At 37.9% G+C, this 25,337-nt stretch carries 28 protein-coding genes; all 28 read left to right on the top strand.

Annotated features, from left to right (window positions below):
• Window positions 1-51 precede the first annotated feature (51 nt).
• The 28 genes from flgG (at window position 52) to uppS (ending at window position 25,325) form a co-directional block, all read left to right on the top strand.
• Window positions 52-909 (top strand): flagellar basal body rod protein FlgG, encoded by an 858-nt coding sequence (gene flgG / locus ASE01S_RS03750; protein ID WP_067838576.1) that lies wholly within the window; start codon window positions 52-54, stop codon window positions 907-909.
• Window positions 910-954: 45 nt separating this feature from the next.
• A complete protein-coding gene (locus tag ASE01S_RS03745) occupies window positions 955-1,173 on the top strand; it encodes a flagellar FlbD family protein (RefSeq protein ID WP_067838574.1) in 219 nt (72 codons plus the stop codon).
• The gene (locus tag ASE01S_RS03740) at window positions 1,166-1,582 is read left to right on the top strand and encodes a flagellar basal body-associated FliL family protein (protein ID WP_067838571.1); all 417 of its coding nucleotides are present in this window, start codon (window positions 1,166-1,168) and stop codon (window positions 1,580-1,582) included. Before ASE01S_RS03745 ends, ASE01S_RS03740 begins: the two co-directional genes overlap by 8 nt.
• A gap of 29 nt (window positions 1,583-1,611) precedes the next feature.
• Window positions 1,612-2,613 (top strand): flagellar motor switch protein FliM, encoded by a 1,002-nt coding sequence (gene fliM / locus ASE01S_RS03735; protein ID WP_067838569.1) that lies wholly within the window; start codon window positions 1,612-1,614, stop codon window positions 2,611-2,613.
• Window positions 2,603-3,772: a flagellar motor switch phosphatase FliY gene (gene fliY, locus ASE01S_RS03730; RefSeq protein WP_067838567.1), complete on the top strand. Its 1,170-nt coding sequence runs from the start codon at window positions 2,603-2,605 to the stop codon at window positions 3,770-3,772. The genes fliM and fliY overlap by 11 nt, the downstream gene beginning before the upstream one ends.
• 18 nt (window positions 3,773-3,790) lie before the next feature.
• A complete protein-coding gene (locus ASE01S_RS03725) occupies window positions 3,791-4,153 on the top strand; it encodes a response regulator (protein WP_067838565.1) in 363 nt (120 codons plus the stop codon).
• Window positions 4,154-4,157: 4 nt separating this feature from the next.
• On the top strand, window positions 4,158-4,868 hold the full coding sequence (gene fliO / locus ASE01S_RS03720; RefSeq protein ID WP_067838563.1) for a flagellar biosynthetic protein FliO: 711 nt from the start codon (window positions 4,158-4,160) through the stop codon (window positions 4,866-4,868).
• Entirely contained in the window at window positions 4,865-5,530 is a 666-nt protein-coding gene (gene fliP / locus ASE01S_RS03715) for a flagellar type III secretion system pore protein FliP (RefSeq protein ID WP_067838561.1), read from the top strand. The genes fliO and fliP overlap by 4 nt, the downstream gene beginning before the upstream one ends.
• A 23-nt stretch (window positions 5,531-5,553) precedes the next feature.
• Complete coding sequence (fliQ, locus tag ASE01S_RS03710; protein ID WP_067838558.1) at window positions 5,554-5,823, top strand: flagellar biosynthesis protein FliQ; 270 nt, start codon at window positions 5,554-5,556, stop codon at window positions 5,821-5,823.
• Between the two features lie 3 nt (window positions 5,824-5,826).
• Window positions 5,827-6,606 (top strand): flagellar biosynthetic protein FliR, encoded by a 780-nt coding sequence (gene fliR / locus ASE01S_RS03705; RefSeq protein ID WP_067838556.1) that lies wholly within the window; start codon window positions 5,827-5,829, stop codon window positions 6,604-6,606.
• A 5-nt stretch (window positions 6,607-6,611) separates the two neighbouring features.
• The gene (gene flhB / locus ASE01S_RS03700) at window positions 6,612-7,694 is read left to right on the top strand and encodes a flagellar biosynthesis protein FlhB (RefSeq protein ID WP_067838554.1); all 1,083 of its coding nucleotides are present in this window, start codon (window positions 6,612-6,614) and stop codon (window positions 7,692-7,694) included.
• Window positions 7,695-7,718: 24 nt separating this feature from the next.
• Window positions 7,719-9,752, top strand: coding sequence for a flagellar biosynthesis protein FlhA (gene flhA / locus ASE01S_RS03695; protein ID WP_067838551.1), 2,034 nt, complete (start codon window positions 7,719-7,721; stop codon window positions 9,750-9,752).
• Complete coding sequence (gene flhF / locus ASE01S_RS03690) at window positions 9,749-10,870, top strand: flagellar biosynthesis GTPase FlhF (RefSeq protein WP_067838549.1); 1,122 nt, start codon at window positions 9,749-9,751, stop codon at window positions 10,868-10,870. The genes flhA and flhF overlap by 4 nt, the downstream gene beginning before the upstream one ends.
• A complete protein-coding gene (locus tag ASE01S_RS03685) occupies window positions 10,857-11,732 on the top strand; it encodes a MinD/ParA family protein (RefSeq protein WP_245630316.1) in 876 nt (291 codons plus the stop codon). Before flhF ends, ASE01S_RS03685 begins: the two co-directional genes overlap by 14 nt.
• A 6-nt stretch (window positions 11,733-11,738) precedes the next feature.
• Window positions 11,739-12,818 carry a protein-glutamate methylesterase/protein-glutamine glutaminase gene (locus ASE01S_RS03680; protein WP_067838546.1) on the top strand — a complete coding sequence of 360 codons (1,080 nt, stop codon included), beginning with the start codon at window positions 11,739-11,741 and terminating at the stop codon, window positions 12,816-12,818.
• Window position 12,819: 1 nt separating this feature from the next.
• Window positions 12,820-14,829: a chemotaxis protein CheA gene (locus tag ASE01S_RS03675; protein WP_067838544.1), complete on the top strand. Its 2,010-nt coding sequence runs from the start codon at window positions 12,820-12,822 to the stop codon at window positions 14,827-14,829.
• Between the two features lie 13 nt (window positions 14,830-14,842).
• Window positions 14,843-15,322 (top strand): chemotaxis protein CheW, encoded by a 480-nt coding sequence (locus tag ASE01S_RS03670; protein ID WP_067838541.1) that lies wholly within the window; start codon window positions 14,843-14,845, stop codon window positions 15,320-15,322.
• A gap of 3 nt (window positions 15,323-15,325) precedes the next feature.
• Window positions 15,326-15,961, top strand: a complete 636-nt coding sequence (locus tag ASE01S_RS03665; protein ID WP_067838538.1) for a chemotaxis protein CheC — start codon at window positions 15,326-15,328, stop codon at window positions 15,959-15,961.
• 5 nt (window positions 15,962-15,966) lie between these two features.
• Window positions 15,967-16,458, top strand: a complete 492-nt coding sequence (locus ASE01S_RS03660; RefSeq protein ID WP_067838896.1) for a chemotaxis protein CheD — start codon at window positions 15,967-15,969, stop codon at window positions 16,456-16,458.
• A gap of 17 nt (window positions 16,459-16,475) precedes the next feature.
• Window positions 16,476-17,234, top strand: a complete 759-nt coding sequence (locus ASE01S_RS03655; RefSeq protein WP_067838532.1) for a FliA/WhiG family RNA polymerase sigma factor — start codon at window positions 16,476-16,478, stop codon at window positions 17,232-17,234.
• A gap of 42 nt (window positions 17,235-17,276) precedes the next feature.
• Window positions 17,277-18,644 (top strand): flagellar assembly protein A, encoded by a 1,368-nt coding sequence (locus tag ASE01S_RS03650; RefSeq protein WP_067838530.1) that lies wholly within the window; start codon window positions 17,277-17,279, stop codon window positions 18,642-18,644.
• A 21-nt stretch (window positions 18,645-18,665) separates the two neighbouring features.
• Complete coding sequence (locus ASE01S_RS03645) at window positions 18,666-18,971, top strand: hypothetical protein (RefSeq protein ID WP_067838528.1); 306 nt, start codon at window positions 18,666-18,668, stop codon at window positions 18,969-18,971.
• Between the two features lie 10 nt (window positions 18,972-18,981).
• Entirely contained in the window at window positions 18,982-19,479 is a 498-nt protein-coding gene (locus ASE01S_RS03640) for a DUF6115 domain-containing protein (RefSeq protein WP_067838527.1), read from the top strand.
• A 454-nt stretch (window positions 19,480-19,933) separates the two neighbouring features.
• Entirely contained in the window at window positions 19,934-20,704 is a 771-nt protein-coding gene (gene rpsB / locus ASE01S_RS03635) for a 30S ribosomal protein S2 (RefSeq protein WP_067838523.1), read from the top strand.
• A 130-nt stretch (window positions 20,705-20,834) separates the two neighbouring features.
• Complete coding sequence (tsf, locus tag ASE01S_RS03630) at window positions 20,835-21,719, top strand: translation elongation factor Ts (protein WP_067838519.1); 885 nt, start codon at window positions 20,835-20,837, stop codon at window positions 21,717-21,719.
• A gap of 640 nt (window positions 21,720-22,359) precedes the next feature.
• On the top strand, window positions 22,360-23,082 hold the full coding sequence (gene pyrH, locus ASE01S_RS03625; RefSeq protein ID WP_067838516.1) for a UMP kinase: 723 nt from the start codon (window positions 22,360-22,362) through the stop codon (window positions 23,080-23,082).
• Between the two features lie 2 nt (window positions 23,083-23,084).
• Window positions 23,085-23,642, top strand: a complete 558-nt coding sequence (frr, locus tag ASE01S_RS03620) for a ribosome recycling factor (RefSeq protein ID WP_067838512.1) — start codon at window positions 23,085-23,087, stop codon at window positions 23,640-23,642.
• A gap of 909 nt (window positions 23,643-24,551) precedes the next feature.
• The gene (gene uppS / locus ASE01S_RS03615; protein ID WP_067838509.1) at window positions 24,552-25,325 is read left to right on the top strand and encodes an undecaprenyl pyrophosphate synthase; all 774 of its coding nucleotides are present in this window, start codon (window positions 24,552-24,554) and stop codon (window positions 25,323-25,325) included.
• Window positions 25,326-25,337: the final 12 nt, after the last annotated feature.

Raw genomic sequence — 25,337 nt, 5'->3', positions numbered from 1 at the left:
ACTGTTGACTGAACGATACAGTAGTCCGATCATTTTTAGGAGGTATTGATAATGTTACGTTCATTTTATTCTGGTATCGCAGGAATGAAAGGTTTTCAAACACAACTTGACGTTGTCGGTAATAATATTGCTAACGTCAATACATCAGGTTATAAAAAGTCTCGTGTATCATTTCAAGATATGATGAGTCAAACCATTTCAGGGGCTTCTGCACCAACTGGTATCCGTGGTGGGATCAACCCTGCTCAAGTTGGTTTAGGTTCACAAGTAGGATCAATTGATACAATTCATACTCAAGGAAATCGCCAGTCAACTAACCGTGGGTTAGATGTTGCCCTAGAGGGTGATGGGATGCTGGTATTTGGTACGGACCTCGTAGAAGGTGGTGCTGGGGTTGATCTAGAAGAAAGCTCGATCTTATACTCAAGAGCAGGTAACCTCTACTTAGATGATGAAGGCTTTATTGTTAACGCTAATGGTCAATATTTAATTGGTCATGTAGATGGTCAGCCTTCACGAATTCAATTACCTGAGGATATGAAAAGCTTTAGTATTCAAGGGAATGGTGTGGTTAACTACGTTGACGAAAATGATCAAACGCAAGTTGCAGGCCAGATTATGTTAGCAAATTTTTCAAACCCAGGTGGTTTGGAGAAGGTAGGCTCTAATATGTACCGCTCGACGGTTAATGATGGGATGATCACGGATGCTAACGGCGTGGTGCAATTAATCGAACCCGAATCTGAAGGAACGGCTGGTATTGTTTCTGGGGCATTAGAGATGTCAAACGTTGACTTAGCAGAAGAATTTACCGATATGATTATAGCCCAACGTGGTTTCCAAGCTAATACACGTATAATCACAACATCTGATGAAATATTGCAAGAGCTCGTTAATCTGAAACGTTAGATGGGAGGGGGGAGCATGTGCTAGCCATGTGCTCCCAAATAAAAGATGATTCAGCTTACAAGCTTTAAAGGTGAAACATTTACATTGAATGCAGCACTAATAGAACGTGTCCAATCTTTTCCCGACACAACAGTAACACTGATAAACGGAAAAAAATTAGTTGTCAGAGAAACTGAGGAGGAAGTTAGACAGCTTACAAAAGCTTTTTATCGGCAAATCGGTTTAATCGGCTGGCAATATAAAGTAGGTGAAGAGGATGAGTAGTAAAGTATTTAAAACCATGATTGTTATCTTAGCCGTTGTTGCAATTGCTGGGATGGGTGCAGTCATCATTTATTTATTAAACCAAGATGATCCTAATCGAGAGCTGACGATTGATGAAAAGGTAGAGTATTCATTTACAACAGAGCAAATAAACTTAGATTTACAGGATGGCCACTATGTGCAGCTTCAGTTTAATATTATTACCAATAATAGTAAGGCTCGAGATGAAGTTGAATTAAGAGAATTTCAGTTTAAAAATATTCTAATTAAAGAGTTTATCGAGATGACTTCAGAAGATTTGCAAACAGGACTTGATAAATTAGAAGAAACATTAAAATCAGATATGAACGAGTTAATGGAAGAAGGGGAAGTTACTGACGTTTATATTGTTAGTAAAATTGTTCAGTAGTATAGACTCCTTTGGAGGAGGTGAGACCAATGGCGGATGAAGTTTTATCACAAAATGAAATTGATGCATTATTATCAGCGTTATCATCGGGTGAGATGGATGCAAATCAGTTGAAGCAAGAAGAAAGTAATCGGAAAGTAAGGGTTTATGATTTCAAGCGTGCCTTACGTTTTTCGAAAGATCAAATAAGAAGTATTTCTAGAATTAATGAGAATTATGCTAGACTCTTAACCACATATTTTTCAGCTCAATTACGTACGTATGTACATATTTCGGTTGCTTCGGTTGATCAAATTCCATATGAGGAATTTATTCGATCTGTTCCTTCGATGACCGTTTTGAATATTTTTAGCATGGCACCATTGGAAGGGCGAATTATTTTTGAGATAAATCCGAATATTGCATACGCGATGTTAGATCGAATATTAGGTGGTAAAGGTAGCAGTTTGAATAAGATTGATAACCTGACTGAGATAGAATCGACCATCATGACGAATCTATTTGAGAAATCATTAGATAACTTACAAGAGGCATGGTCTTCTGTTGTCGATATTGACCCGATGTTAGAAGAATTTGAAGTCAATCCACAATTTCTTCAGTTAGTATCACCTAATGAGACGGTAGTGGTTATATCATTAAATACCACAATTGGCGAAAGTACAGGTATGATTAATATTTGTGTTCCACATGTGGTATTAGAACCAATAATGCCAAGACTATCCGTACACTATTGGATGCAAACAGAAACACAAAAAGATCGCAAACCTGAGGAATATCAGAATCTAACCGAAAATATTGAAACAACAACATTAGATTTAGAGGTTCTTCTCGGTAAGACAACCATTTCAGTTTATGATCTATTAAACTTACAAAAAGGTGATGTCCTTCATCTAAATCAATCAATAGATCAACCATTAATCATGCAGGCAGAGGACGAGCCAATTTATTATGTTCAACCAGGGCATAAGAAGAATAAGCTTGCTGTTCAAGTCTTAGAAGAAATAAAAGGGGGGTCCCAAAATGATGAATGATGGTATGCTTTCTCAAGACGAAATTGATGCACTATTAACCACTGACGATGAGGCTGAAAACGAGCCGTTTGGCGAAGATCAAGATCAAACATCGATGATCATGTCTGATCTTGAGAAGGATGCTTTAGGTGAAATTGGTAATATTTCATTTGGAAGCTCAGCCACAACTCTATCTACGCTTTTAAACCAAAAGGTAGATATTACAACACCAACGATTTCGATCATTCAACGCAATGACTTAGAAAAGGAATTTCCACATCCACACGTAGGAGTAGAAGTCAAGTATACTGAAGGTTTTGAAGGTGTTAATCTATTTGTTTTAAAACCGAACGACGCTGCCATCATTGCTGACCTTATGCTCGGCGGAGAGGGTAAAATAGAAGAAGAGAAACCATTAGATGATATCCAAATGAGTGCGATTCAAGAAGCGATGAATCAAATGATGGGAACAGCTGCAACTAGCATGTCAACAGTCTTTTCAAAGCGTGTTGATATCTCACCACCATCAACCATGATGATTGATGTGAGTGACGAGTCAAGTCAGCAATATATACCGGATGATGATGTATTAATCAAGGTTTCATTTCAGTTAAAAATCGGTGAGCTGGTAGACTCGAATATTATGCAGTTATTACCAACAGATTTTGCTAAAGAGATGGTAGACGGTTTACTGAATGCCCCTGCTGAACAGGAGGCAGCTGCCACACAAGAACAAGTAGTAGAGCAGGATAACAATAATTTAAATCGGGAGCAAGGTTATATGTCAAATAATGCTAACCAATCGATCATGACAGAGGAACGTTCCTCACGTCAGTTAGGTGAACCAACACATGCAGGTGCAACAGCACAAACGGCAACCTTCTCAACGTTTGATGAAGTGAATCTGCCACAGGCTGAAAAACGTAATTTAGATATGTTACTTGATATTCCATTACAAGTAACGGTTGAGCTTGGACGGACTAAGCGAGCCGTTAAAGATATCCTTGAATTATCATCTGGATCTATTTTAGAGTTAGATAAACTAGCTGGTGAGCCGGTTGATATACACGTCAATAACAAACTAATCGCCCAGGGAGAAGTTGTTGTTATTGATGAAAATTTCGGCGTCCGGGTAACAGATATTATTAGCCAATCAGATCGCTTAAATAAATTAAAGTAAAGGTTTGGAGGAATAAAGATGGCACAATCAGTTTTAATCGTTGATGATGCAGCATTTATGCGCATGATGATTAAAGATATTTTAACAAAAAACGGATTTGATGTGGTAGGAGAAGCACAGGATGGTAGTCAAGCTGTTGAAAAATATGAGGAGTTAAAACCAGATTTAGTGACAATGGATATTACCATGCCTGAAAAAGATGGAATCGCTGCTTTGAAAGAAATAAAAGCGATCGATCCTAATGCAACGATCATAATGTGTTCGGCTATGGGACAACAGGCAATGGTCATTGATGCTATTCAAGCAGGAGCAAAAGACTTCATCGTTAAACCGTTTCAAGCAGACCGCGTTATCGAGGCGATAAATAAAGCATTGGATTGATAAAATGAAGAAATTTCTAATTGTATTAACCTTAATTCTATCTGCACAGCTTATCGTGCCAACATTATATGTGGAGGGACAAGGCGATAAAGTTAGTGATGTATTTGGTAACGAGGATATGGAAGAGAATGAAGAAGAGGCAGCTTCTAATTCAGAAGCTGATTCGTCTCATCAACCAAATGAAGCGAATATGTCTGACCAACAGGAGACAGGCGGAAATGATCAGAACATCCTTAATAGCAATCCACCTAGTTTACCACGTTTAGTCATCCAGCTCGTGGTAGTACTTGGTATTATTATTGCATTAATATATGGACTGCTTAAATTTTTCAATCGATCTGGTCAATTTTCTAAACAGGGCGATGTGCTTGAGAATTTAGGTGGCATATCCTTAGGAACAAATAAGTCTGCTCAAATGCTTCGAATCGGGGACCGCATTTATCTTGTTGGTGTTGGTGATAATATTGAGCTACTTACAGAAATTACCGATGCGTCTATTAAAGATCAAATCTTAGCTAGTCATGAGCAAAAAAATGGACAAGTTGTAAATCCAATTCAATCACTTTTTCATTTGAAAAAACAACCCAAACAGGCTAATGAAAATAATCAAAAACATGACCAACCGTTTGCTTCTTTATTTAAGAGTGAACTTGATGCACTAAAGGAAAAGCGCAAGCAAATGAGGTTGAATGATAAGGACGACGATAACACATGAATCTTATTGACATATTCTCAAGCACTGATGCAGAAACTGTAACAACATCTGTCCAACTATTAATCTTGTTAACTATATTTTCATTAGCTCCAGGCATCCTAATCTTATTGACGAGTTTCACAAGAATCGTTATCGTTCTATCGTTCACTCGAACGTCATTAGCTACCCAGCAGATGCCACCAAATCAGGTGTTAGTAGGGATTGCTTTATTTATGACTTTTTTTATCATGGCACCAACTTTTCAAGAAATCAATCAAGAAGCGCTAACACCGCTTTTTAATGAGGAAATTGGTCTTGAAGAGGCTTATGAACGTGCTAGTACACCGATTAAAAATTTTATGGCTAATCATACGAGACAGAAGGATTTAGCCTTATTCCTAAACTATAGCAATGCAGAAACGCCTGAAACCCTTGATGATGTTCCGTTGACGGCTTTAATTCCGGCATTTGCTATCAGTGAAATAAAAACGGCTTTTACAATGGGATTCTTGATTTTTATTCCGTTTCTTGTCATTGATATGACGGTAGCCAGTGTGCTGATGTCAATGGGGATGATGATGCTACCGCCTGTTATGATTTCACTGCCATTCAAAGTCTTGCTTTTTGTCTTAGTCGATGGCTGGTATCTCATTACTGACGCTTTATTATCAGGATTCAATTAGCTTTATAAAAGGAGAAGAGTGTGATGAGTGCAGAATTCATTATATCACTTGCTGAGCAAGCAATATATACTGTATTAATGGTAGCAGGTCCATTATTAATTTTGGCATTATCGGTAGGCCTTTTAGTCAGTATTTTTCAAGCAACAACACAAATTCAGGAGCAAACCTTGGCATTTATTCCGAAAATTGTGGCGGTCCTATTAGGACTTGTTTTTTTCGGACCATGGATGCTGACGAGAATTGTTGAATTTGCTACTAATATTTTGATGAATTTAAATCAGTTTGTGGGTTAACAAATGCTGACACTATTTGATCTCAATAGCTTACCTGCTTTCTTACTCATTTTCACTCGAATTGTTGCTTTTATAGCTACTGTGCCTATTTTTTCATATCGTAACATTCCAAACCCGTTTAAAGTTGGCTTTGCCTTTTTCATGAGCTTGATCATGGTGTTATCCATTGATATACCTGAACTTACTATTGATTTAGCCTATGTTATCTTAATCTTTAAAGAGGTATTAGTTGGTATTATACTTGGACTACTAGCTTATCTTGTTTTATCAGTCGTTCAAATTGCCGGTGGGTTCATTGATTTTCAAATGGGGTTTGCCATTGCGAATGTCGTTGACCCGCAAACTGGTGCTCAGAGTCCGGTAATCGGGCAATACTTCCATATGTTCGCCTTATTATTTTTACTAGCTGTAGATGGTCATCATCTATTTATTAATGGTGCTTTTTATAGCTTTGACTTAATCAAAATTGATCAGCTCATTCATATAGGCTCAAATGGTTACATTACAACTGTTTTGACTACATTTACTCAATTGTTTTTAATCGCCTTCCAAATGGCAATACCGATTGTTGGCTGCCTTTTTCTAGTCGATGTTGCTTTAGGAATTGTAGCAAGAACGGTACCACAGCTTAATGTTTTTGTGGTAGGTATTCCGATTAAAATCACGGTTTCATTATTTGTCTTAGGAATGTTTATGACCTTATATATTAGTTTAGTTCAACGATTATTTAACTATATTATTGAAATACTAGAAGTCTTTATGCGTATTTTAGGAGGGGTCTAGCTACTATGTCTCAATTACGATTGGACTTGCAATTTTTTTCAGGTGAAAAAACAGAAAAAGCGACTCCAAAAAAGCGTGAAGACACTAGAAAAAAAGGTCAAGTTGCTAAAAGCCAGGATGTAAATACTGCCTTGTTATTGTTTTTTATCTTTATTGCTTTTATTATAATCGGACCCTTTTGGAAGGAACGACTAACAGGACTATACCAAAAAGTCTTCACAGAATATTTGTCGTGGGAGATAACATTTGATCAGCTTCACATTATTTTTATTGATGTCCTATCCTATATTGCTATAACCATTGCACCAATTATGGGGATTGCACTAGTCATTGGTTTAGCAGCCAATATTATTCAGGTGGGTTTTCTTTATACAACAGAGCCTTTGCAGATGAAACTTGACCGAATTAACCCGATTTCTGGTGCTAAGCGAATTTTTTCGTTGAGAGCGCTAGTAGAGCTGTTGAAATCTGTTTTTAAAATTGCTATTGTAGGTACGATTACTTTCTATGTTTTATGGTCAAATAAAGATGAGATTATGATGCTTTCATTTGGTAGTTTAGATGGGGCACTTTCCTTTTTAGGGCAAACCGTTACGACAATGGGAATTTCAGCAGCTATTGCCCTACTTATCTTAGCCGTATTTGATTATGCTTATCAGCGATATGACTATGAAAAAAATATTAGAATGTCAAAGCAAGATATAAAAGATGAGTATAAAAATATCGAAGGGGATCCATTGATTAAATCAAAAATCAAGGAACGGCAGCGTCAGATGGCGATGCGGCGGATGATGAGTGAGATACCCCACGCCGATGTGGTAATTACAAACCCAACCCATTATGCCGTTGCGATCAAGTACGATGAAACAAAGGCGGACGCCCCTTATGTTGTTGCTAAAGGTGTTGATTATGTCGCGTTTAAGATTCGTGATATAGCTAAAAATCACAATGTGGTAATTGTAGAAAATCGCCCTTTAGCAAGAGCATTATACGCTGAAATAGAAATTGGACATGTGATTAATGAAACGTTTTATCAAGCTGTGGCGGAGGTTTTAGCTTACGTATATCAGGTTGAACGAAAAGCATAATACAGCTTGTAAGGAGAGACTAATATGAAGCCTAGAGATCTATCAGTATTATTGTTTGTAATAACCATTATTATTATGTTAATCATCCCTTTGCCGGGGTGGCTACTTAGTATCCTTATTTTAGTAAATATTTCAATTTCATTAATTATTATTTTAGTAGCGATGAATACGTCGGAGGCGCTAGAATTCTCCATTTTGCCCTCACTCTTATTATTGATGACCTTATTCCGATTAGGCTTGAATGTATCGACAACACGTTCAATATTAAGTGAAGCTGATGCTGGTAATGTAGTTGATACATTTGGTTCTTTTGTTATTGGAGATAACCCATTGGTAGGTTTGGTTGTATTTATTATTCTGATTATCATTCAATTTCTTGTTATCACGAAAGGTAGTGAACGTGTATCGGAAGTTGGCGCAAGGTTTACCTTAGACGCAATGCCTGGTAAGCAAATGAGTATTGATGCAGACTTGAATGCAGGGTTAATTAATGAGCAACAGGCAAAGGAACGACGTCAAAAGATCGAGCGAGAAGCAGACTTTTATGGAGCGATGGACGGTGCTAGTAAATTCGTAAAAGGTGATGCAATCGCTGGTATTATCATCGTACTGATTAATGTTATCTTTGGTCTCATTATTGGTGTTATGCAATTTGATATGTCTTTAGGGGAAGCCATGTCTACTTATATGCAATTAACAGTTGGTGATGGATTAGTAAGTCAGATTCCAGCCTTGTTAATTTCGACTGCGATGGGTATCGTAGTGACAAGGGCTGCCTCAGAAGGTAATTTGAGTAATGATGTTACAGGGCAATTACTTCAATATCCAAAGTTACTATACATAGCAGGTGGGACGGTTTTCTTAATTGGTCTGACACCTATTAATTTTTGGTTAACAACCTCAATCAGTGCTGTATTGCTTATAGGAGGCTATCTACTAGATCGAACAGCCAAAGAAGTACCAATAGATCAAGCAGTGGAAGAAGAGGAAGAATCGAGTAAGCAGATTAAGTCCCAAGAAAATGTGGTTGATCTGATTAGTATGGATCCCATTGAATTCGAGTTTGGTTATGCGTTGATTCCGTTAGTAGATACTAATCAAGGCGGTGATTTAATGGATCGCATCGTTATGATTAGACGGCAGCTTGCCATAGAATTCGGTATTGTCATTCCTGTTGTACGTATTCGTGATAATATTCAGTTACCACCAAATGCTTACCAGTTAAAAGTAAAAGGGAACGAAGTAGCCCAAGGTGAACTGATGCTAGACCATTATTTAGCGATGACACCAAGCTTGGATCAGGATGAATTAGAGGGAATTGATACGATCGAACCAGCCTTTGGCCTTCCGGCAAAATGGATAACAGAAGAACTGAAAGATGATGCTGAATTATCTGGATATACCGTCGTTGATCCACCTTCCGTTGTATCAACCCACATTACTGAGATCATTAAAAAGCATGCGCACTTATTACTTGGTCGTCAAGAAACAAAGCAATTAGTCGATCATCTGAAAGAAAGTTATCCGATCTTAGTAGAAGAAGTAACACCAGAGCCGTTAAGTATTGGAGATATTCAAAAAGTATTAGCCAAGCTTTTACGAGAGCAAGTGTCTGTTCGGAATTTACCGGTTATTTTTGAAACATTAGCAGATTTCGGTAAAATGACGAATGATCCTGATCTATTAGCCGAATATGCCCGTCAAGCTCTCGCTTCACAAATTACCAAACAGTATGCAAGTGGAGCAAATACGTTACGAGCAATAACGGTTGCAGGTGAAGTAGAACAAATGATAGCGGATCATGTTCAACAAACTGAACATGGCAATTACCTAGCGTTAGATCCTGATAGCCAGCAGCGAATTATTAAATCCGTTTCTGAGAAGGTTGAGCAAGTATCGTTGCAAGAAGAAATACCAATTATCTTATGCTCTCCAACGATTAGAATGTATATGAAACAATTACTTGATCGATTCTTCCCTCAAGTTGTTGTATTATCTTATAATGAATTAGAACCAAACTTAGATGTTCAAAGTGTTGGGGTGGTGAAAGCTGGATGAAAGTAAAAAAATATATTGCACCAACAATGCCAGAAGCCATGCAACAAGTTAGAAAAGAGCTAGGTAGTGATGCGGTTATACTAAACTCCAAAGTAATCTACACAGGTGGATTACTTGGCTTGTTTAAAAAGAAAAATATCGAGGTGGTAGCTGCAGTTGAACCCAAACCAGTCACTAAACAGCCTCAAATTAAGCCAACGCTTAAGAAGAAAGAAACAACATTAAAGCACGATGATAAGCAACAGGCTATTGTCCTGGAAGAATTACGTTCACTTAGAAAATGGGTGGAAGCAAAGACTAGCCAGGACGAACGACCATCGTTTCCTGCGGCATTTGAATCATTATTAGAGCTACTGGTCGAGCAAGAGGTAGAATCAGAGATTGCCCAAACCCTTATCCAAGAAACAATTGAGGAAGCTGGCTCACGTGATTATACTTATTTAGAAGCCAAAATCTTATTAAAACAGAAGCTTAAGCATCTCTTCTCTCAATATCAGGTCAAATCAATAAGCTTTCAGAAAAAGTTTATTCATCTTGTCGGTCCAACAGGAGTAGGAAAAACAACGACGATTGCCAAGCTTGCTGCTATGAGTATGCTAAAGGACAATAAAAAGGTCGCCCTGATTACAGCTGATACATATCGAATTGCAGCTATTGAACAATTAAAAACATATGCTAAAATCCTTGATATACCGATTGAAATTGCGTATACGACGGAAGATTATCAAAAAGCAAGACTTAAATTTCAACAGTATGATCTTGTTTTTGTCGATACTGCCGGACGTAATTTTCGCAACCCAAAATATGTTGCCGAGCTAGGTAAGGTTGTAGATCTCGAGCAAGATATCGAAACCTATCTCGTTTTATCCATGACAACCAAAGCAAGTGATGTGTTAGCGATTTTTAAGCAATTTCAGACGATCCCCCTTACCAGCTTAATTTTAACGAAAACAGATGAAACAGCTAGCTTTGGAACTGTGGTAAATTTAGCCTACCGATACCAGATAGGTGTTGCTTACTTAACGAATGGTCAGGATGTACCCGACGATATTAAACAAGCTACGCCAGATTTACTGGCTGAGCTTGTCATAGGACCACAAAATAATGATGAGTCATGATCAAGCAAGCAACTTACGAAAAAGAATGAATAGGCTTACTACCACACGACAGACAAAAACGATAGCAGTCGTTAGTGGTAAGGGTGGGGTAGGAAAATCGAATTTTACCTTAAATTTTGCCTTATCACTAGCAGGGCAGGGTAAAGCAGTGTTAATTGTTGATTTAGATATCGGTATGGGTAATATAGACATTTTGTTAGGTTTACAAGCTAATACAACCATTGTAGAGATGTTTGATAAGCAATTGCCTATACATGATATTATTGAGCATGGTCCACATTCCATCAATTACATAGCAGCTGGATCAGGACTTTCAGATCTTTTTAGTTTAGATGAAGCAAAGTTTAATTATTTTATCGATCAATTTGAAACAGTTTCTTCCGAGTATGATTATGTTTTCTTTGATATGGGGGCAGGGGCTTCAGATGAAAGTTTACTGTTCATTCTAGCTGCTGACGAATGTATCGTCGTGACTACACCTGAACCTACTGCTATGATGGATGCTTATGGGATGATGAAGCATATTCATCAAAGGAATGCGTCGTTACCTTTTTATTTACTCGTTAATCGGGTAGAGAATGCCAAGGAAGGACAGCAAATTATTCAACGATTACAGAAAGTTTCAGAGCGGTTTCTAGCTAAAACGCTTCATGTACTCGGCATGATCCCCTTTGACAAAAAGGTATCACGAGCTGTTATCAAACAAATTCCCTTTTCAATGTTTGATACGCGCAGCCCTGCTACTCGTGCTATAAACCAGATTGCAATGAAATACGTATCAAATCAGACAGATAAGAATGACAATGATAAAAGTCCTTCATCATTTATTACAAAATTAAAGAGGCTGCTTAAAGAGAGGTAGATAACCATGGATCAGACCATTAAAGTATTGGTCGTAGATGATTCTGCTTTTATGAGAAAGATCATTTCAGATATATTAACATCACATAGCCGAATTCAGGTAATGGATACAGCCCGAAATGGTCAAGATGCATTGGCTAAAATTGATCAACTTAATCCCGATGTCGTTACATTAGACATAGAAATGCCGATTATGGATGGGATTTCTGCCCTAGCTCAAATTATGAAGACTAAACCAAGGCCTGTTATTATGCTTTCTAGCCTAACCAAAGAAGGGGCAGACAAAACTTTTGAGTCTATGGAATTAGGTGCGGTTGATTTTATCGCTAAGCCATCTGGGTCAATATCACTAAACATTCGTGAGAAAGAAGCCGAAATTATAAGTAAGGTTATACACGCTTCTCAAGCCCAGCTAAGCAACATAAATAAGCTTAATTCTAATACTAAGCCCATCCCTTCTTTTCGGTTTAAACCAAACTTAATAAAAGAAAAGAATAAGACGGGTTTCTTGGTAGGAATCGGAACATCAACAGGAGGTCCACGGGCCTTACAACAGGTTTTAACGAGACTTCCTAAAGATATCCCAGCTCCAATTGCTATTGTTCAGCATATGCCAGCTGGATTTACCCATTCATTAGCTAATCGTTTAGATCAATTGTCTGATATTCGCGTCAGAGAAGTAGAAGATGGTGAGTTATTGGAGAATGGTACAGCTTATATTGCACCCGGCGGCTTTCAGTTTAGAATTATAGAAACATTTAAAGGTTTACAAGCTAAGGTTTCAAGAGAAGGTAACCGTAACGGTCACCAACCGTCTGTCGATGTGTTATTTGAATCAATGGCTCAGCTCAGAAATAAACAGCTTTTAGCCGTTGTAATGACAGGTATGGGTACAGATGGGGCAAATGGTCTGATTGAGATGAAGTCAAGTAAGGAAAACACAATTGTCGTTTCTGAGTCAAAAGAAACCTGTGTCGTTTACGGGATGCCTCAGGCAGCTGAAAAAACGCAATTAGTAGATTATGTTGTCGCACTTCCAGACATTGCAGAAACGATGGTTAATCAATTGAAAGTCAGAGGTGAATAGCATGGAAATGAATGAGTATCTTGATGTATTTATCGAAGAGAGTAAAGAGCATATTCAAGCGTTAAATGAGCATTTGTTAGAGTTAGAGAAAGAACCTAGTAATCTGACAATTGTAAGCGAAATATTTAGGTCTGCGCATACGTTGAAAGGTATGTCCGCTACCATGGGTTTTCAGGATTTAGCTGATTTAACTCATAAAATGGAAAACGTCTTGGATGCTGTTCGCCATCACAAGATTACCTTGAATTCAGATATTATTGATGTAGTGTTCAATGCAGTTGATGTGCTAGAATCCATGGTCCTTGATATCACAGACGGTGGGGAAGGTAAGCAAGATGTCACAAATCTTGTAAATCAGCTCCAAGCCATTGAGGCAGGTGAAGTAGTCACCGCTAATGAGGAGGCAGCTGTAACAGTGAATCAGTCGGCTTCTGTCCAAATTGAACAACAGCTTGACCAATTTGAATTAACTGTTTTACAGCAATCACAAGAAAAAGGTTTTGCGAATTATCAAGTAACAGTACGACTGCAAGAGTCATGCTTACTTAAAGCTGCTCGTGTCTACATGGTATTCGAAATACTCGAAAAGATAGGTGAAGTGATTAAATCAACGCCATCAGTTACGGAGCTTGAAGATGAACAATTTGAGTATGATTTTAATGTTATCCTTGTGACTAAAGATACACCCGATATGATTAAACAAAAAATTATGAAGGTGTCAGAAATTGAAGAGGTGGTCGTTGCTGAGCTATCTCTCGACAATATCAGTGAACAAAATGAATATACTCAGACCCAATCTAATGCTGTACAACAGGATAATAGTGAAGCAAATTCTGGTAAGGAAACAACAAAGTCACAAGTTAGTAATCGGACCATTCGTGTCAATATTGAGCGATTAGATGCGTTAATGAATTTATTTGAAGAGTTAGTTATAGATCGTGGAAGATTAGAGCAAATTGCTAGCTCATTACGTGATGCTGAGCTTCAAGAGACGGTTGAGCATATGTCACGGATTTCAGGTGATTTACAAAATATTATTTTAAATATGCGGATGGTTCCGATTGATCAAGTATTCAACCGTTTTCCAAGAATGGTACGTCAATTGACGAAAGACTTAAACAAAAAAGTAGATTTGCAAATTTATGGCGCTGAGACAGAGCTAGATCGAACAGTAATTGATGAAATCGGTGATCCACTTGTTCATTTAATTCGTAATGCTTTAGACCACGGGATTGAGACGCCAGAAGTAAGAAAGCAAAAGGGTAAGCCAGAAGAAGGGATTTTAAAATTAAATGCCTACCACAGTGGTAACCATGTCTTTATTGAAATATCGGATAATGGCGCAGGAATAGATCGGGAAAAAGTCATTACAAAAGCAATTTCAAACGGCATCATTACGAGAGAACAAGCAAATGGTTATACGGATAAACAAGTCTACCAACTAATTATGGAGAGTGGTTTTTCAACAGCAGATAAAATTTCTGATATTTCTGGGCGTGGTGTAGGACTTGATGTCGTTAAGAATACGATAGAATCTTTAGGAGGTAATATATCGATTAATTCTTCATTTAATGAAGGATCAACATTCTTAATTCAATTACCATTAACCTTATCTATTATTTCAGTCATGTTAACAGAAGTGCAAAATGAAAAATACGCTATTCCACTCTCGTCGATAATCGAAACAGCTATTGTTCATAAAAAGGACATTATGCATGCACATAACAAGCAGGTTATTGACTTCAGAGGAAAGGTTGTTCCCCTTGTTTCATTAAAAGAAGTCTTTGAAGTCCCAGGGGACGTAGAAGAAGATGACTATTATTCAGTTGTTATTATTCGACAAGGTGAGAAAATGGCAGGTTTAATTGTTGATACATTCATTGGACAGCAGGAAGTAGTATTGAAATCGCTTGGAAATTACTTAACCGATATCTTTGCTATTTCAGGTGCGACGATCTTAGGTGATGGACAGGTAGCATTGATTGTTGATACAAATGCTCTAATTAAATAGGAGGGTGAGGACTATGGTAGGAGGAACAACGGAGTTTATAAAGTCAATTGTCTTTCAATTAGCTAACGAAGAATATTCAATGCCCGTTGATCTTGTCGGATCAATTGAACGGGTGATGCACATCACGCGTATTCCAGGAACACCTGATTTTGTTAAAGGTGTATTAAATCTTCGCGGGGTTGTAACACCCATCATTGATTTGCGCAGCCGGTTTGGTTTTGAAGTTCAGGAATACACTGACAGCACAAGAACGATTATTATTCAGCATAATAATATGGACGTAGGTCTTATTGTCGATGCAGCCTATGATGTCATCGATATACCAAAGGAAAGAATAGAGCCAGCCCCAGAAACGGTCGGATCGGTTTCGATTGATTATATTGACGGTGTAGCCAAACATGATGATCGTTTATTGATTTTATTAAATATCGATAAAGTATTATCCCATGAAGAAATAAAATCGACCACTCATTCTGATGTACAGAAGGTGTAATTTATGTCATTTATTGAGTCATTAACAGACTATCAAATCGATACGCTTAAAGAAATAGGCAATATTGGGGCTGGTAATGCTGCTACTTCCTTGTCAATGCTATTAAATCGTAAGGTGGACATGCATGTTCCGGCTGTTAGAGTCGTTGATTACAATGAGATGATGGAGCTTGCTGGTGGACCAGAAACAATTATTGCTGCTGTATTTCTCCGAATTGAAGGCGATGCACCTGGCAATATGTTTTTCGTTTTATCACCCGAAGAAGCAAATGGTTTTGTTAAACAGATGACGGGGTTAACTGAGTTTTCAATTACTGATGCTGAACCTAATGATATGGCACTATCGGCGCTACAAGAGATGGGAAATATTTTGGCGGGTTCTTATCTATCTGCACTCTCTGATTTTATCAATGTGCTACTACAACCATCTGTACCTTTACTTACAATTGATATGGCAGGTGCGATTCTAGCAGAAGGTTTACTAGAATTATCACAGGTTAGTGACTACGCCATTATTATTGAGACTATTATTGATGATCAAGAAGATCACAATCAACCGATTCGGGGGCATTTTTTCCTATTACCAGATCCGGACTCCTTCCCGAAGATTTTCAACCAATTAGGTGTTATGGATAAGTGACTGCCATGGTTGGTCAAGTTATTAAAGTTGGAATTGCTGACTTACAATTTGCAAAATCACCGGACGTTTTGCGTACATCAGGCTTAGGATCTTGTGTTGGCGTTGTCGTTTATGACGCCACATTAAAAATGGCAGGAATGGCTCATGTGATGCTACCAGATTCTACTTCAGCCAAGAAGTCAGCTTTCAATCCATTTAAATATGCAGATACAGCGATACCACTTTTGATCAATACGTTACTCGAAGATGGAGCAAGGAAATTTGCTTTAAAGGCTAAAATAGCGGGAGGGGCTCAGATGTTTTCGTTTAGCTCTTCAAATGATATGCTTCGAGTTGGTGTTCGTAATGTAGATGCCGTAAAAGAGGCATTAAAGGCTTATCGCGTTCCTATTATAGCTGAAGATGTTTATGGAAATAGTGGTCGAACGATTGAATTTTCTCCTGAGACAACTCGACTAAGTGTACGAACGGTTAGCCAAGGAACAAAAGAAATTTAGAAAGTGAGGCGATTAGGTTGGTTGCAGAGCAATTAACGATCGAGCAAATATGGAAAAACTGGATAGATCATAAAGATGCTGAAGCTGCCAATCGACTCGTTCAACACTATATGTATTTAGTCGATTATCATACGCAGCGGATTTCAGTCAACCTTCCTCGAAATGTAGCAAGAGATGATATAAGAAGTTTGGGATTTTTGGGGTTATATGATGCTTTACAAAAATTTGAACCAGAACGCGATTTGAAATTTGATACATATGCCTCTTTTCGAATTAGAGGAGCGATCATTGATGGCCTGAGAAAAGAAGACTGGTTGCCACGATCAACAAGAGAAAAGGCAAAAAAAATCGAACAAGCAACACAGGAACTATTCCAACTTTATCATCGTGAGCCCACGGCCGCCGAGATAGCTGAATATTTAAATTTAAAAGTAAGGGATGTAGAATCGAGCTATAAGGATGTTTGGTTTGCTAATTTGCTCTCAATTGAGGAGAAAATTGGGGATAGCCCAGATGATTTTAAAGAAAGTTTGGGCTATACCATTATTGACAATCAACAATTAACACCTGAAGATCGATTATTAAAAGAGGAGAATTACCAATATTTGGCGAATTCTATAAGTAAGCTAAATAAAAATGAACAGCTTGTTATCAGTTTATTTTATCAAGATGAGCTTACTTTTACAGAAATTGGTCAAGTGTTATCTCTAACGACATCTCGAATATCGCAAATTCATAAGCAGGCGATATTTAAATTAAAAAATGCACTATCTTAATAAGCTGCCATGCTTAAATGATAAGTTGAAGGAGATTTTGATATGGAGGATTTAAACGAGTATTTTGATTTGCTGATAGCAGCTGATAAAATGTCAGCATCGATTCATATGCTAGCAGAATATAACCCAGACGAACTAAGTGAAAAGATGATGAAAGAATGGTTAGCATCCCATAAAATCATTTTTGGCTATAACGAGGATAATCTACAAAAGCTAACCAAGCAATGTGATCCAGGCTATTTCCCAATTAATGTTGCAACGGGTGTAGAACCAAAGCATGGGGTTGACGGAAAAATTGACTTTGTCTGTGATCGTGATGATTACTTTGGTGTCGATGAGAAGAGAGATTTTCGAGATGTCAAAAAAATTCCTTCATTGACAAGTGATGAAAAAATTGCGATTATAACAGACCCAATTCCAGGAAAGGCAGGTCGTGATATTTTCGGTAAGAATCTTCCTGCTAAAAAAGGTCGACCTATCAAAATGATCGCAGGGAAAAATGTACGTTACGATGAACAATCCAAAACGTTCTATGCCATGATTGATGGTCAATTAAGTATCGCTGGAAGCAAGATTCATATCTTTGATACCTATGAAATTTCTGGTGATTTAACCATGCAAACAGGAAATATTGATTTTATTGGTTCTGTAACCATCCGTGGCAATGTTCCATCAGGCTATCGAGTAAAAGCTGATGGAGATATCCAAATCTATGGTTTAGTTGAAGCGAGTCAGATTGAAGCAGGAGGAAACATTACCATTACAGAAGGAATCTCTGGTTTAAAAAAAGGAACGATTAAAGCTGGTGGGAACGTTAACATTGGCTATATTAATCAAGCCAATGTTGATGCGGAAAATAACATTGTTGTCCAAAACTCAATTATGCATAGCCACTGCGTCGCAAAAGAACACATTTTCTGCCAGTCTGGTAATATTGTCGGTGGTGTTTGCTCTGCTGGGGTAACCATCGTTGCAAGAGATGTTGGAAATCGGATGGACACCAAGACCGAAATTGCGATTGGGATTGATCAAGAGCAATTTTTATTGGAAACAAAGTTAGAGTTAGCCAAAAAAACGTTATTGAATGATCTTGAGAAGCTTAAGGCTTTAGGGGCAAAGCTAGAAAATAAAGCCAAGTCAGGTGGGTTGACACAAAAAGAACGTATCCTATTGTTAAAGCAACGTAACACGATTCAAGTAACTGAAAGTAAGTTGAGCAAAATTGATACACAGATTGAATCACTGCATGTGCAAATTGGTGATGAAGAAAAAGCTCGGCTAATTGTTAAAGGAACCATGTATCCGAATGTAAACTTACGCTTTGGTAAATATCAAAAGTCAACGACAACAAATTACAAATTCACACAGGTTTATATCAAAGAAGGAGAAATTCAAATTATCCCATTATAGGTTCTGGAGGGAGTGAGTTAAATGAGTTGGAAAGCAGTAGAAATGCAGGTTGGTCTACCACGAACTCAAGATGCAGGTAAGATTCAAGAACAGCTTCAGCAACGAGGTCAGTTCATGCAGGATATGCTTGCATCGGCTCAAATTCAGTCAGATGAGGCCAAACGAAAAACGGTAAATGAACTCGAGCAAAAAAAACAAGTCAAAAATGATAAGCAAAAACAACAAGAGGAAGAGAAACAACCTCGTTCTCATTCTCATTTAGCTAAGACTCACGGTAAGTCACCAGAACACCCCTATTTGGGTAAAAAAATTGATATAAACGGTTAGAGGGAGTTATATGTTCTATATTCTATTGTTTTTGAGTTTTCTATTACATGCTATTTCATTGATCATCATTAGACAATTAAAAGAAAAACTAGCCCGACCAGAACAGGTACTCGCTGATTTAACGAAGGAAAAGAAAGAGATAGAGGACTTATTAGCCGTCTACTTATTAGAATTACGTGAAGAAAATGAAAAAATGATTAAACACATAAACGATAATGCTTCGATAACGAATCATTCACACGCCAAGTCGAATAATGCTCATACCCCCCCTCTTACAAGTGAAACAGTTGATTCAGAGGATAAACCGACAAATGAGCAGCGGTATCCAAGCTATCAACCTGTTCAAATCGCTGAGCAGCAGGATAAGTTTGAGCAATCCTTTGCCGCTCAAGTACTCTCTCTGTATAGTAATGGCGAGAGTGTTGAAGCTATTGCAAAAAAATTAAATCGGGGTAAAACAGAAGTAGAATTACTTGTTAAATTTCATAGTAGCACTACATCAAAATAATCCTGTCAATCGGAGACATAAAGTAGTGGGGGTTCGACGCATAGGATGTGCTAACGCAGACGTTGCGACACGACGTCGCGAAATTTAGTCAGCATGCTCTCTCCCTCACTGATCGTTAGTTAAACCAATCGGGCCGTTACTGGCTGTTGGATCTCCACTTAGAAATCCCCTTATTTCTTGAAGTGGGAGTCTTACAAAAGCCCTTCGATGGGGTGAGTAATTGCAGCCACAGCCAGTTACACTGCGATAAAGACGTGACATTTTATCCAATGCGAATCAAATCTAGCAAAAAAGCGAATAAAAGCCTTGCTTGTCGTAGTTCAATGTGGTATATTTACTTCTGGTGTTAATTACACACGCTTATGGATGATAGGAATGGTGCTGAGCGTTAATCAGTTATCCTATAAAAATGAAGTAAGCGGAGGATAAAAACCAAATTAGGAGGAAATGTAAGATGGCAGTTATTTCAATGAAACAATTATTGGAAGCTGGTGTGCACTTTGGACACCAAACACGTCGTTGGAATCCGAAAATGAAAAAATACATTTTTACGGAAAGAAACGGCATTTACATTATTGATTTACAAAAAACAGTGAAAAAGGTTGATGAGGCATATAACTTCATTAAAGAAGTAGCAGAAAATGGCGGAACAGTTCTTTTTGTTGGTACAAAAAAACAAGCTCAAGAGTCTGTTAAAGAAGAAGCTATTCGTTCTGGTCAATTCTATATTAACCAACGCTGGTTAGGTGGTACATTAACTAACTTTGGTACCATTCGTAAACGTATTAACCGCTTAAAAGATATTGAGCGTATGGAAGAAGACGGTACATTTGATGTCCTTCCTAAAAAAGAAGTTGTAGGTTTGTTAAAAGAAAAAGAACGCCTTGTGAAATTCCTAGGCGGTATTAAAGAAATGAAAAAAATTCCTGATGCTTTATTCATCGTAGACCCTCGTAAAGAGCGTATCGCGGTTGCAGAGGCACACAAACTTAATATTCCGATCGTTGGAATTGTCGATACAAACTGTGATCCTGATGAAATTGACTATGTTATTCCAGCAAACGATGATGCGATTCGTGCTGTTAAATTGTTAACAAGTAAAATGGCGGATGCTATTTTAGAAGTTAAACAAGGTGAAGAAACTGAAGAAGTAGAAGCTCAAGTTTCAGAAGAAGTTGTAGAAGAAGCTGCTGAAGTTACTGAAGCCACTACTGAAGAAGAATAAAAAAGGTTTTGAGAGGTGATAAGAGGGGAACCTTTTATCACCTTTTTATCAGCCTAAAAGCATCATTTATGTCTGTAATGATTTAAGTAAATACTAATGCTAAATGAAGTATATTTAAGGAGGAACTAAAATGGCCGTTACAGCAAGTATGGTAAAAGAGCTACGTGAAAAAACGGGTGCAGGTATGATGGACTGCAAGAAAGCATTAACTGAAACAAATGGTGATATGGAAAAAGCCATCGATTATTTAAGAGAAAAAGGAATCTCTAAAGCTGCTAAAAAGGCTGATCGTATTGCAGCAGAAGGGTCTGCTTACACTTTAACAGACGGAAATACAGCTGTCTTATTAGAAGTTAACTGTGAAACAGACTTTGTAACAAAAAATGATCAGTTTAAAGCTTTATTAACAGAGCTAGCTAAGCATCTACTTAGCCAAAAACCTGCTTCAGTCGAAGAAGCATTACAACAACCATTACATGGTAATGGTGAAACTGTTGAGACATTTATTAACAACAATATCGCTAAAATCGGTGAAAAACTGTCACTTCGTCGCTTTGTCATCGCTGAAAAGACAGATGCAGATGCATTTGGTGCTTACATTCACATGGGTGGAACAATTGGTGTTTTAACGGTCGTAGAAGGCACGACTGATGAAGCATTTGCTAAAGACATTGCTATGCATATTGCAGCTGTAAACCCTCGTTTCGTTTCACGTGATGCTGTAGATGCAGACACAGTAGAAAAAGAACGCGAAGTTTTAAAGCAACAAGCTTTAAATGAAGGTAAACCAGAAAAAATTGTTGAAAAAATGGTTGAAGGACGTCTAGGTAAGTTCTTTGAAGAAATTTGTTTATTAGAACAAAGCTTTGTAAAAGACCCAGACCAAAAGGTTGAAAAATTAGTAGCTGATAAAGGTGCAACGATTCAAGCCTTTACACGTTACCAAGTAGGCGAAGGTATTGAGAAACGTGAAGATAACTTTGCTGAAGAAGTTAGAAACCAAATGAAGAAATAATGAGCTACTTTTAACAACGGTAGTGTGAAGTTCGGAGGGAGCACATCGTGTTCCCTTTTCTTTAGAAATTTTTATCGCAGTGTAACTGTCTGAGACTGTGATTACTCGCCCATCGAAGGGCTTTTGTAAGACTCCCACTTCAAGAATAAGGGAACATGTCATGTCTGAGATCCAACAGCCAGTAACGGCCCGCTTCGTTCAAATGACGTTCAGTGAGGGAGATAGAAAGCTGACTACGTTCGCGACGTGTGTCGCAACGTCTGCACGAGCACATCCTATGCGTCGCCTACTAAATGAAGTTTCACTTTATTAGTATATGGGGTTATTTGTCAAAACGATTGTAAACGTATCGATTTTTTCTTCAAGCTTTTAGGTCATAGCAGTTTGAGTAACAAACGGTATACCGTCAGATCTTGAAATTGCGGAAAAACAAGTGAACAAAGGCTTGCGACGCTTATCATTTGCTAACACTTTGAACAAGCATTTTGAAATCAAGTATTTAACTTCATTTAGCAGAAGTCTCACCACTCCAAAGTGTGAGATGAATGTCATAGTGAGGAATATCCTATCTAGGATGATCATTGTTTCATCTAAGAAGATAGTGTAAGATATAAGTAAATTCTACATAATGGAGGTTATTATGACGACAGCACGCTATAAAAGAATTGTATTGAAATTAAGTGGGGAAGCACTAAGTGGGGAACTTGGCTATGGGCTTGAACCTAAAATTATTCAATCAATTGCAAGACAAGTAAAAGAAGTCGCCGAATTAGGAGTAGAAATAGCTATTGTAGTAGGTGGGGGCAACATTTGGAGAGGTAAAGTTGGTAGTGAAATGGGCATGGAGCGTGCTAATGCAGATTACATGGGAATGCTAGCAACAGTGATGAACTCTCTAGCACTTCAAGATAGCTTAGAAAATTATGGTATTCAAACACGTGTGCAAACGTCAATTGAAATGCGACAGGTTGCAGAACCATATATAAGAAGAAAAGCGATTCGGCATTTAGAGAAAAAACGTGTTGTTATATTTGCCGCAGGTACAGGGAATCCATATTTTTCAACTGATACGACAGCTGCTTTACGAGCAGCCGAAATCGATGCAGAAGTGATCCTTATGGCTAAAAACAATGTCGACGGTGTTTATACGGCTGATCCGAAGCTAGACGCTAGTGCTGAAAAATATCAAGAACTTACCTATATGCAAATGCTTAATGATGAGCTGGGGGTAATGGATTCAACCGCTTCATCACTATGTATGGATAATGATATACCTCTATTAGTTTTTTCGGTAGCTGAAGAAGGAAATATAAAAAAAGCCGTTCTCGGGGAAGAGATCGGAACGATTATTAGGAGGAATTAAAGATGTCTGATCATGTAATTAAAGAAGCAAAGCAAAGAATGGAGCAAGCTATTCAATCATTTTCTAAAAATTTAGCAACAGTGCGTGCCGGACGTGCGAACCCAGCGATTCTGAATAGTGTCTTTGTTGATTATTATGGGGCACCGACACCGTTAAATCAACTAGCGACTATTTCTGTTCCAGAGGCACGTCTATTAATGATTACACCTTTTGATAAGTCTTCTATTGGTGAAATTGAAAAAGCGATTCAAAAAGCTGATCTTGGTTTAGCGCCATCTAGTGATGGTAATGTCATTCGAATCTCTATTCCGCCTTTAACTGAAGAGCGACGCAAAGAACTAGTTAAAGTGGTTGGAAAGTTTGCTGAAGAAGCAAAGGTGCAAATCCGTAATGTCCGACGCGATGCGAATGATCAACTTAAAAAGGCTGAGAAAAATGGTGATCTCACTGAAGATGATCTTCGAGATTATCAGGACGATGTCCAAAAAGAAACCGATGCATTTATTAGTAAAATAGATAATTTGACGAAAGAAAAAGAAGCAGAAATTATGGAAGTGTGATCGTGCTTGGAAAGGGTGTGACAAAAGATCAGTCTTTTGTTCCACCTTTTTTCTTTGTACAATAATGCCTTAGTCTGCTAAGGATAGCCGTTGGATAAGCAATATGATATGATCATGATAGATTAACTAAGTGTAAATAAATCAAACAGCAATACCTTTTGCTCGATAAGGTGCGCATTGTATGACAGGCTGCCACTCGTGTCAGTTAGTTGCTGTCATTGTATCCATGTAATCATCAATGGATATAGGATTAACTTAATTATTTACTTACTGTGATCGATTATATCAAGGTAATCTCATCGATGATTAAAATTCGATTAAAGGGGATAATCTTTTAAACAGTTTCTTAGTGAATCTCGGGCTATAACATGGTAAACTGTATAAAGGTGTTAACTTCATTCAGCCGAAGTCGCCCGCTTCTACAAGTTTGCATTCCTTTTACAGAGGGTTCAAACCCCGGCTGACTCAAGTTAAAGCCTTCGGCGAATATCACAGATTATATCGAGCTTCGCTCAATAAAATCTGGATGCAAATACGCCAAGACATATTTGATTACAAAGTCAAATGACTGAATATAACCACAGATCGTGTCATCCACGCGCTTATTACTGACATGCAAGTGGTGAAAAAACACGGAAGAGACATCAGCTATATCTTGTCATGATAGTTTGAACAGTCTCTAATTTATCGCAGTGTAGCTGGCTGGGGCTGCGATTACTCGCCCCATCGAAGGGCTTCTGTAATCCTCCCACTTCAAGAAATAAGCGAACAGGTCATGTGTAAGTGGGAGATTCAACAGCCAGTAACGGCCCGATTGGTTCAACTAATATTCAGTGGAGGATGGAAAAAAACCCACTGAACGAAGTTTCAATTTATGTGTAAGTTTATGCAGGCAATGGGGGAAAAGATATGGGATTTTTAAAATGGCCCTTTAAAGATAAAAGGAATCAGCAAATGGAGCAAGATCTTGATCAATTAAAAATTGTACCCGATCATGTCGCGATTATTATGGACGGAAATGGCCGCTGGGCCAATAAACGTGGATTACCTAGGTTTGCCGGTCATAAGGAAGGTATGGACAACATCAAACGAATTGTAAAATTAGCAAATGGCTACGGTATCAAGGTTCTTACTCTTTATGCTTTTTCAACCGAGAACTGGAAAAGACCGAAGCAGGAAGTTGACTACTTAATGATGTTACCTAAAGAATTTCTAGATACGTATTTACCTGAGCTGATTGAGGAAAATGTCCAGATTAAAACGATCGGACATTTTGAAGATCTTCCAAAGCACACCAAACAAGCCGTCCAACATGCAATAGACCGTACCCAGGATAACACTGGGTTAATTTTAAATATTGCGTTAAACTATGGAAGTCGGTCAGAGCTAGTTGAAACAGTGAAGTCAATTACTGCAGATGTGAAAGCAAATCATATTTCTGTTGAAGATATTAATGAAGCAATGATAAGTGATCGGTTATTTACAGCTCGTTTACCGGAGCCTGATTTGCTCATCCGAACGAGCGGTGAAATTCGTTTAAGCAATTTCTTACTATGGCAACTGGCTTATACGGAATTTTGGTTTACTGATGTTCATTGGCCAGCATTTAATGAAAAAGAATTTAAGCAAGCCTTGTTAGCATACCAACAAAGAAAAAGAAGATACGGTGGGCTTGAGGCTTAGAAGAAGGTGTTA

It is taken from the genome of Amphibacillus sediminis NBRC 103570 (assembly GCF_001552275.1).
Taxonomy (GTDB): domain Bacteria; phylum Bacillota; class Bacilli; order Bacillales; family Amphibacillaceae; genus Amphibacillus_B; species Amphibacillus_B sediminis.
The sequence above is the reverse complement of the archived record's forward strand: the minus strand, read 5'-3'. Positions and strand labels throughout refer to the sequence as shown.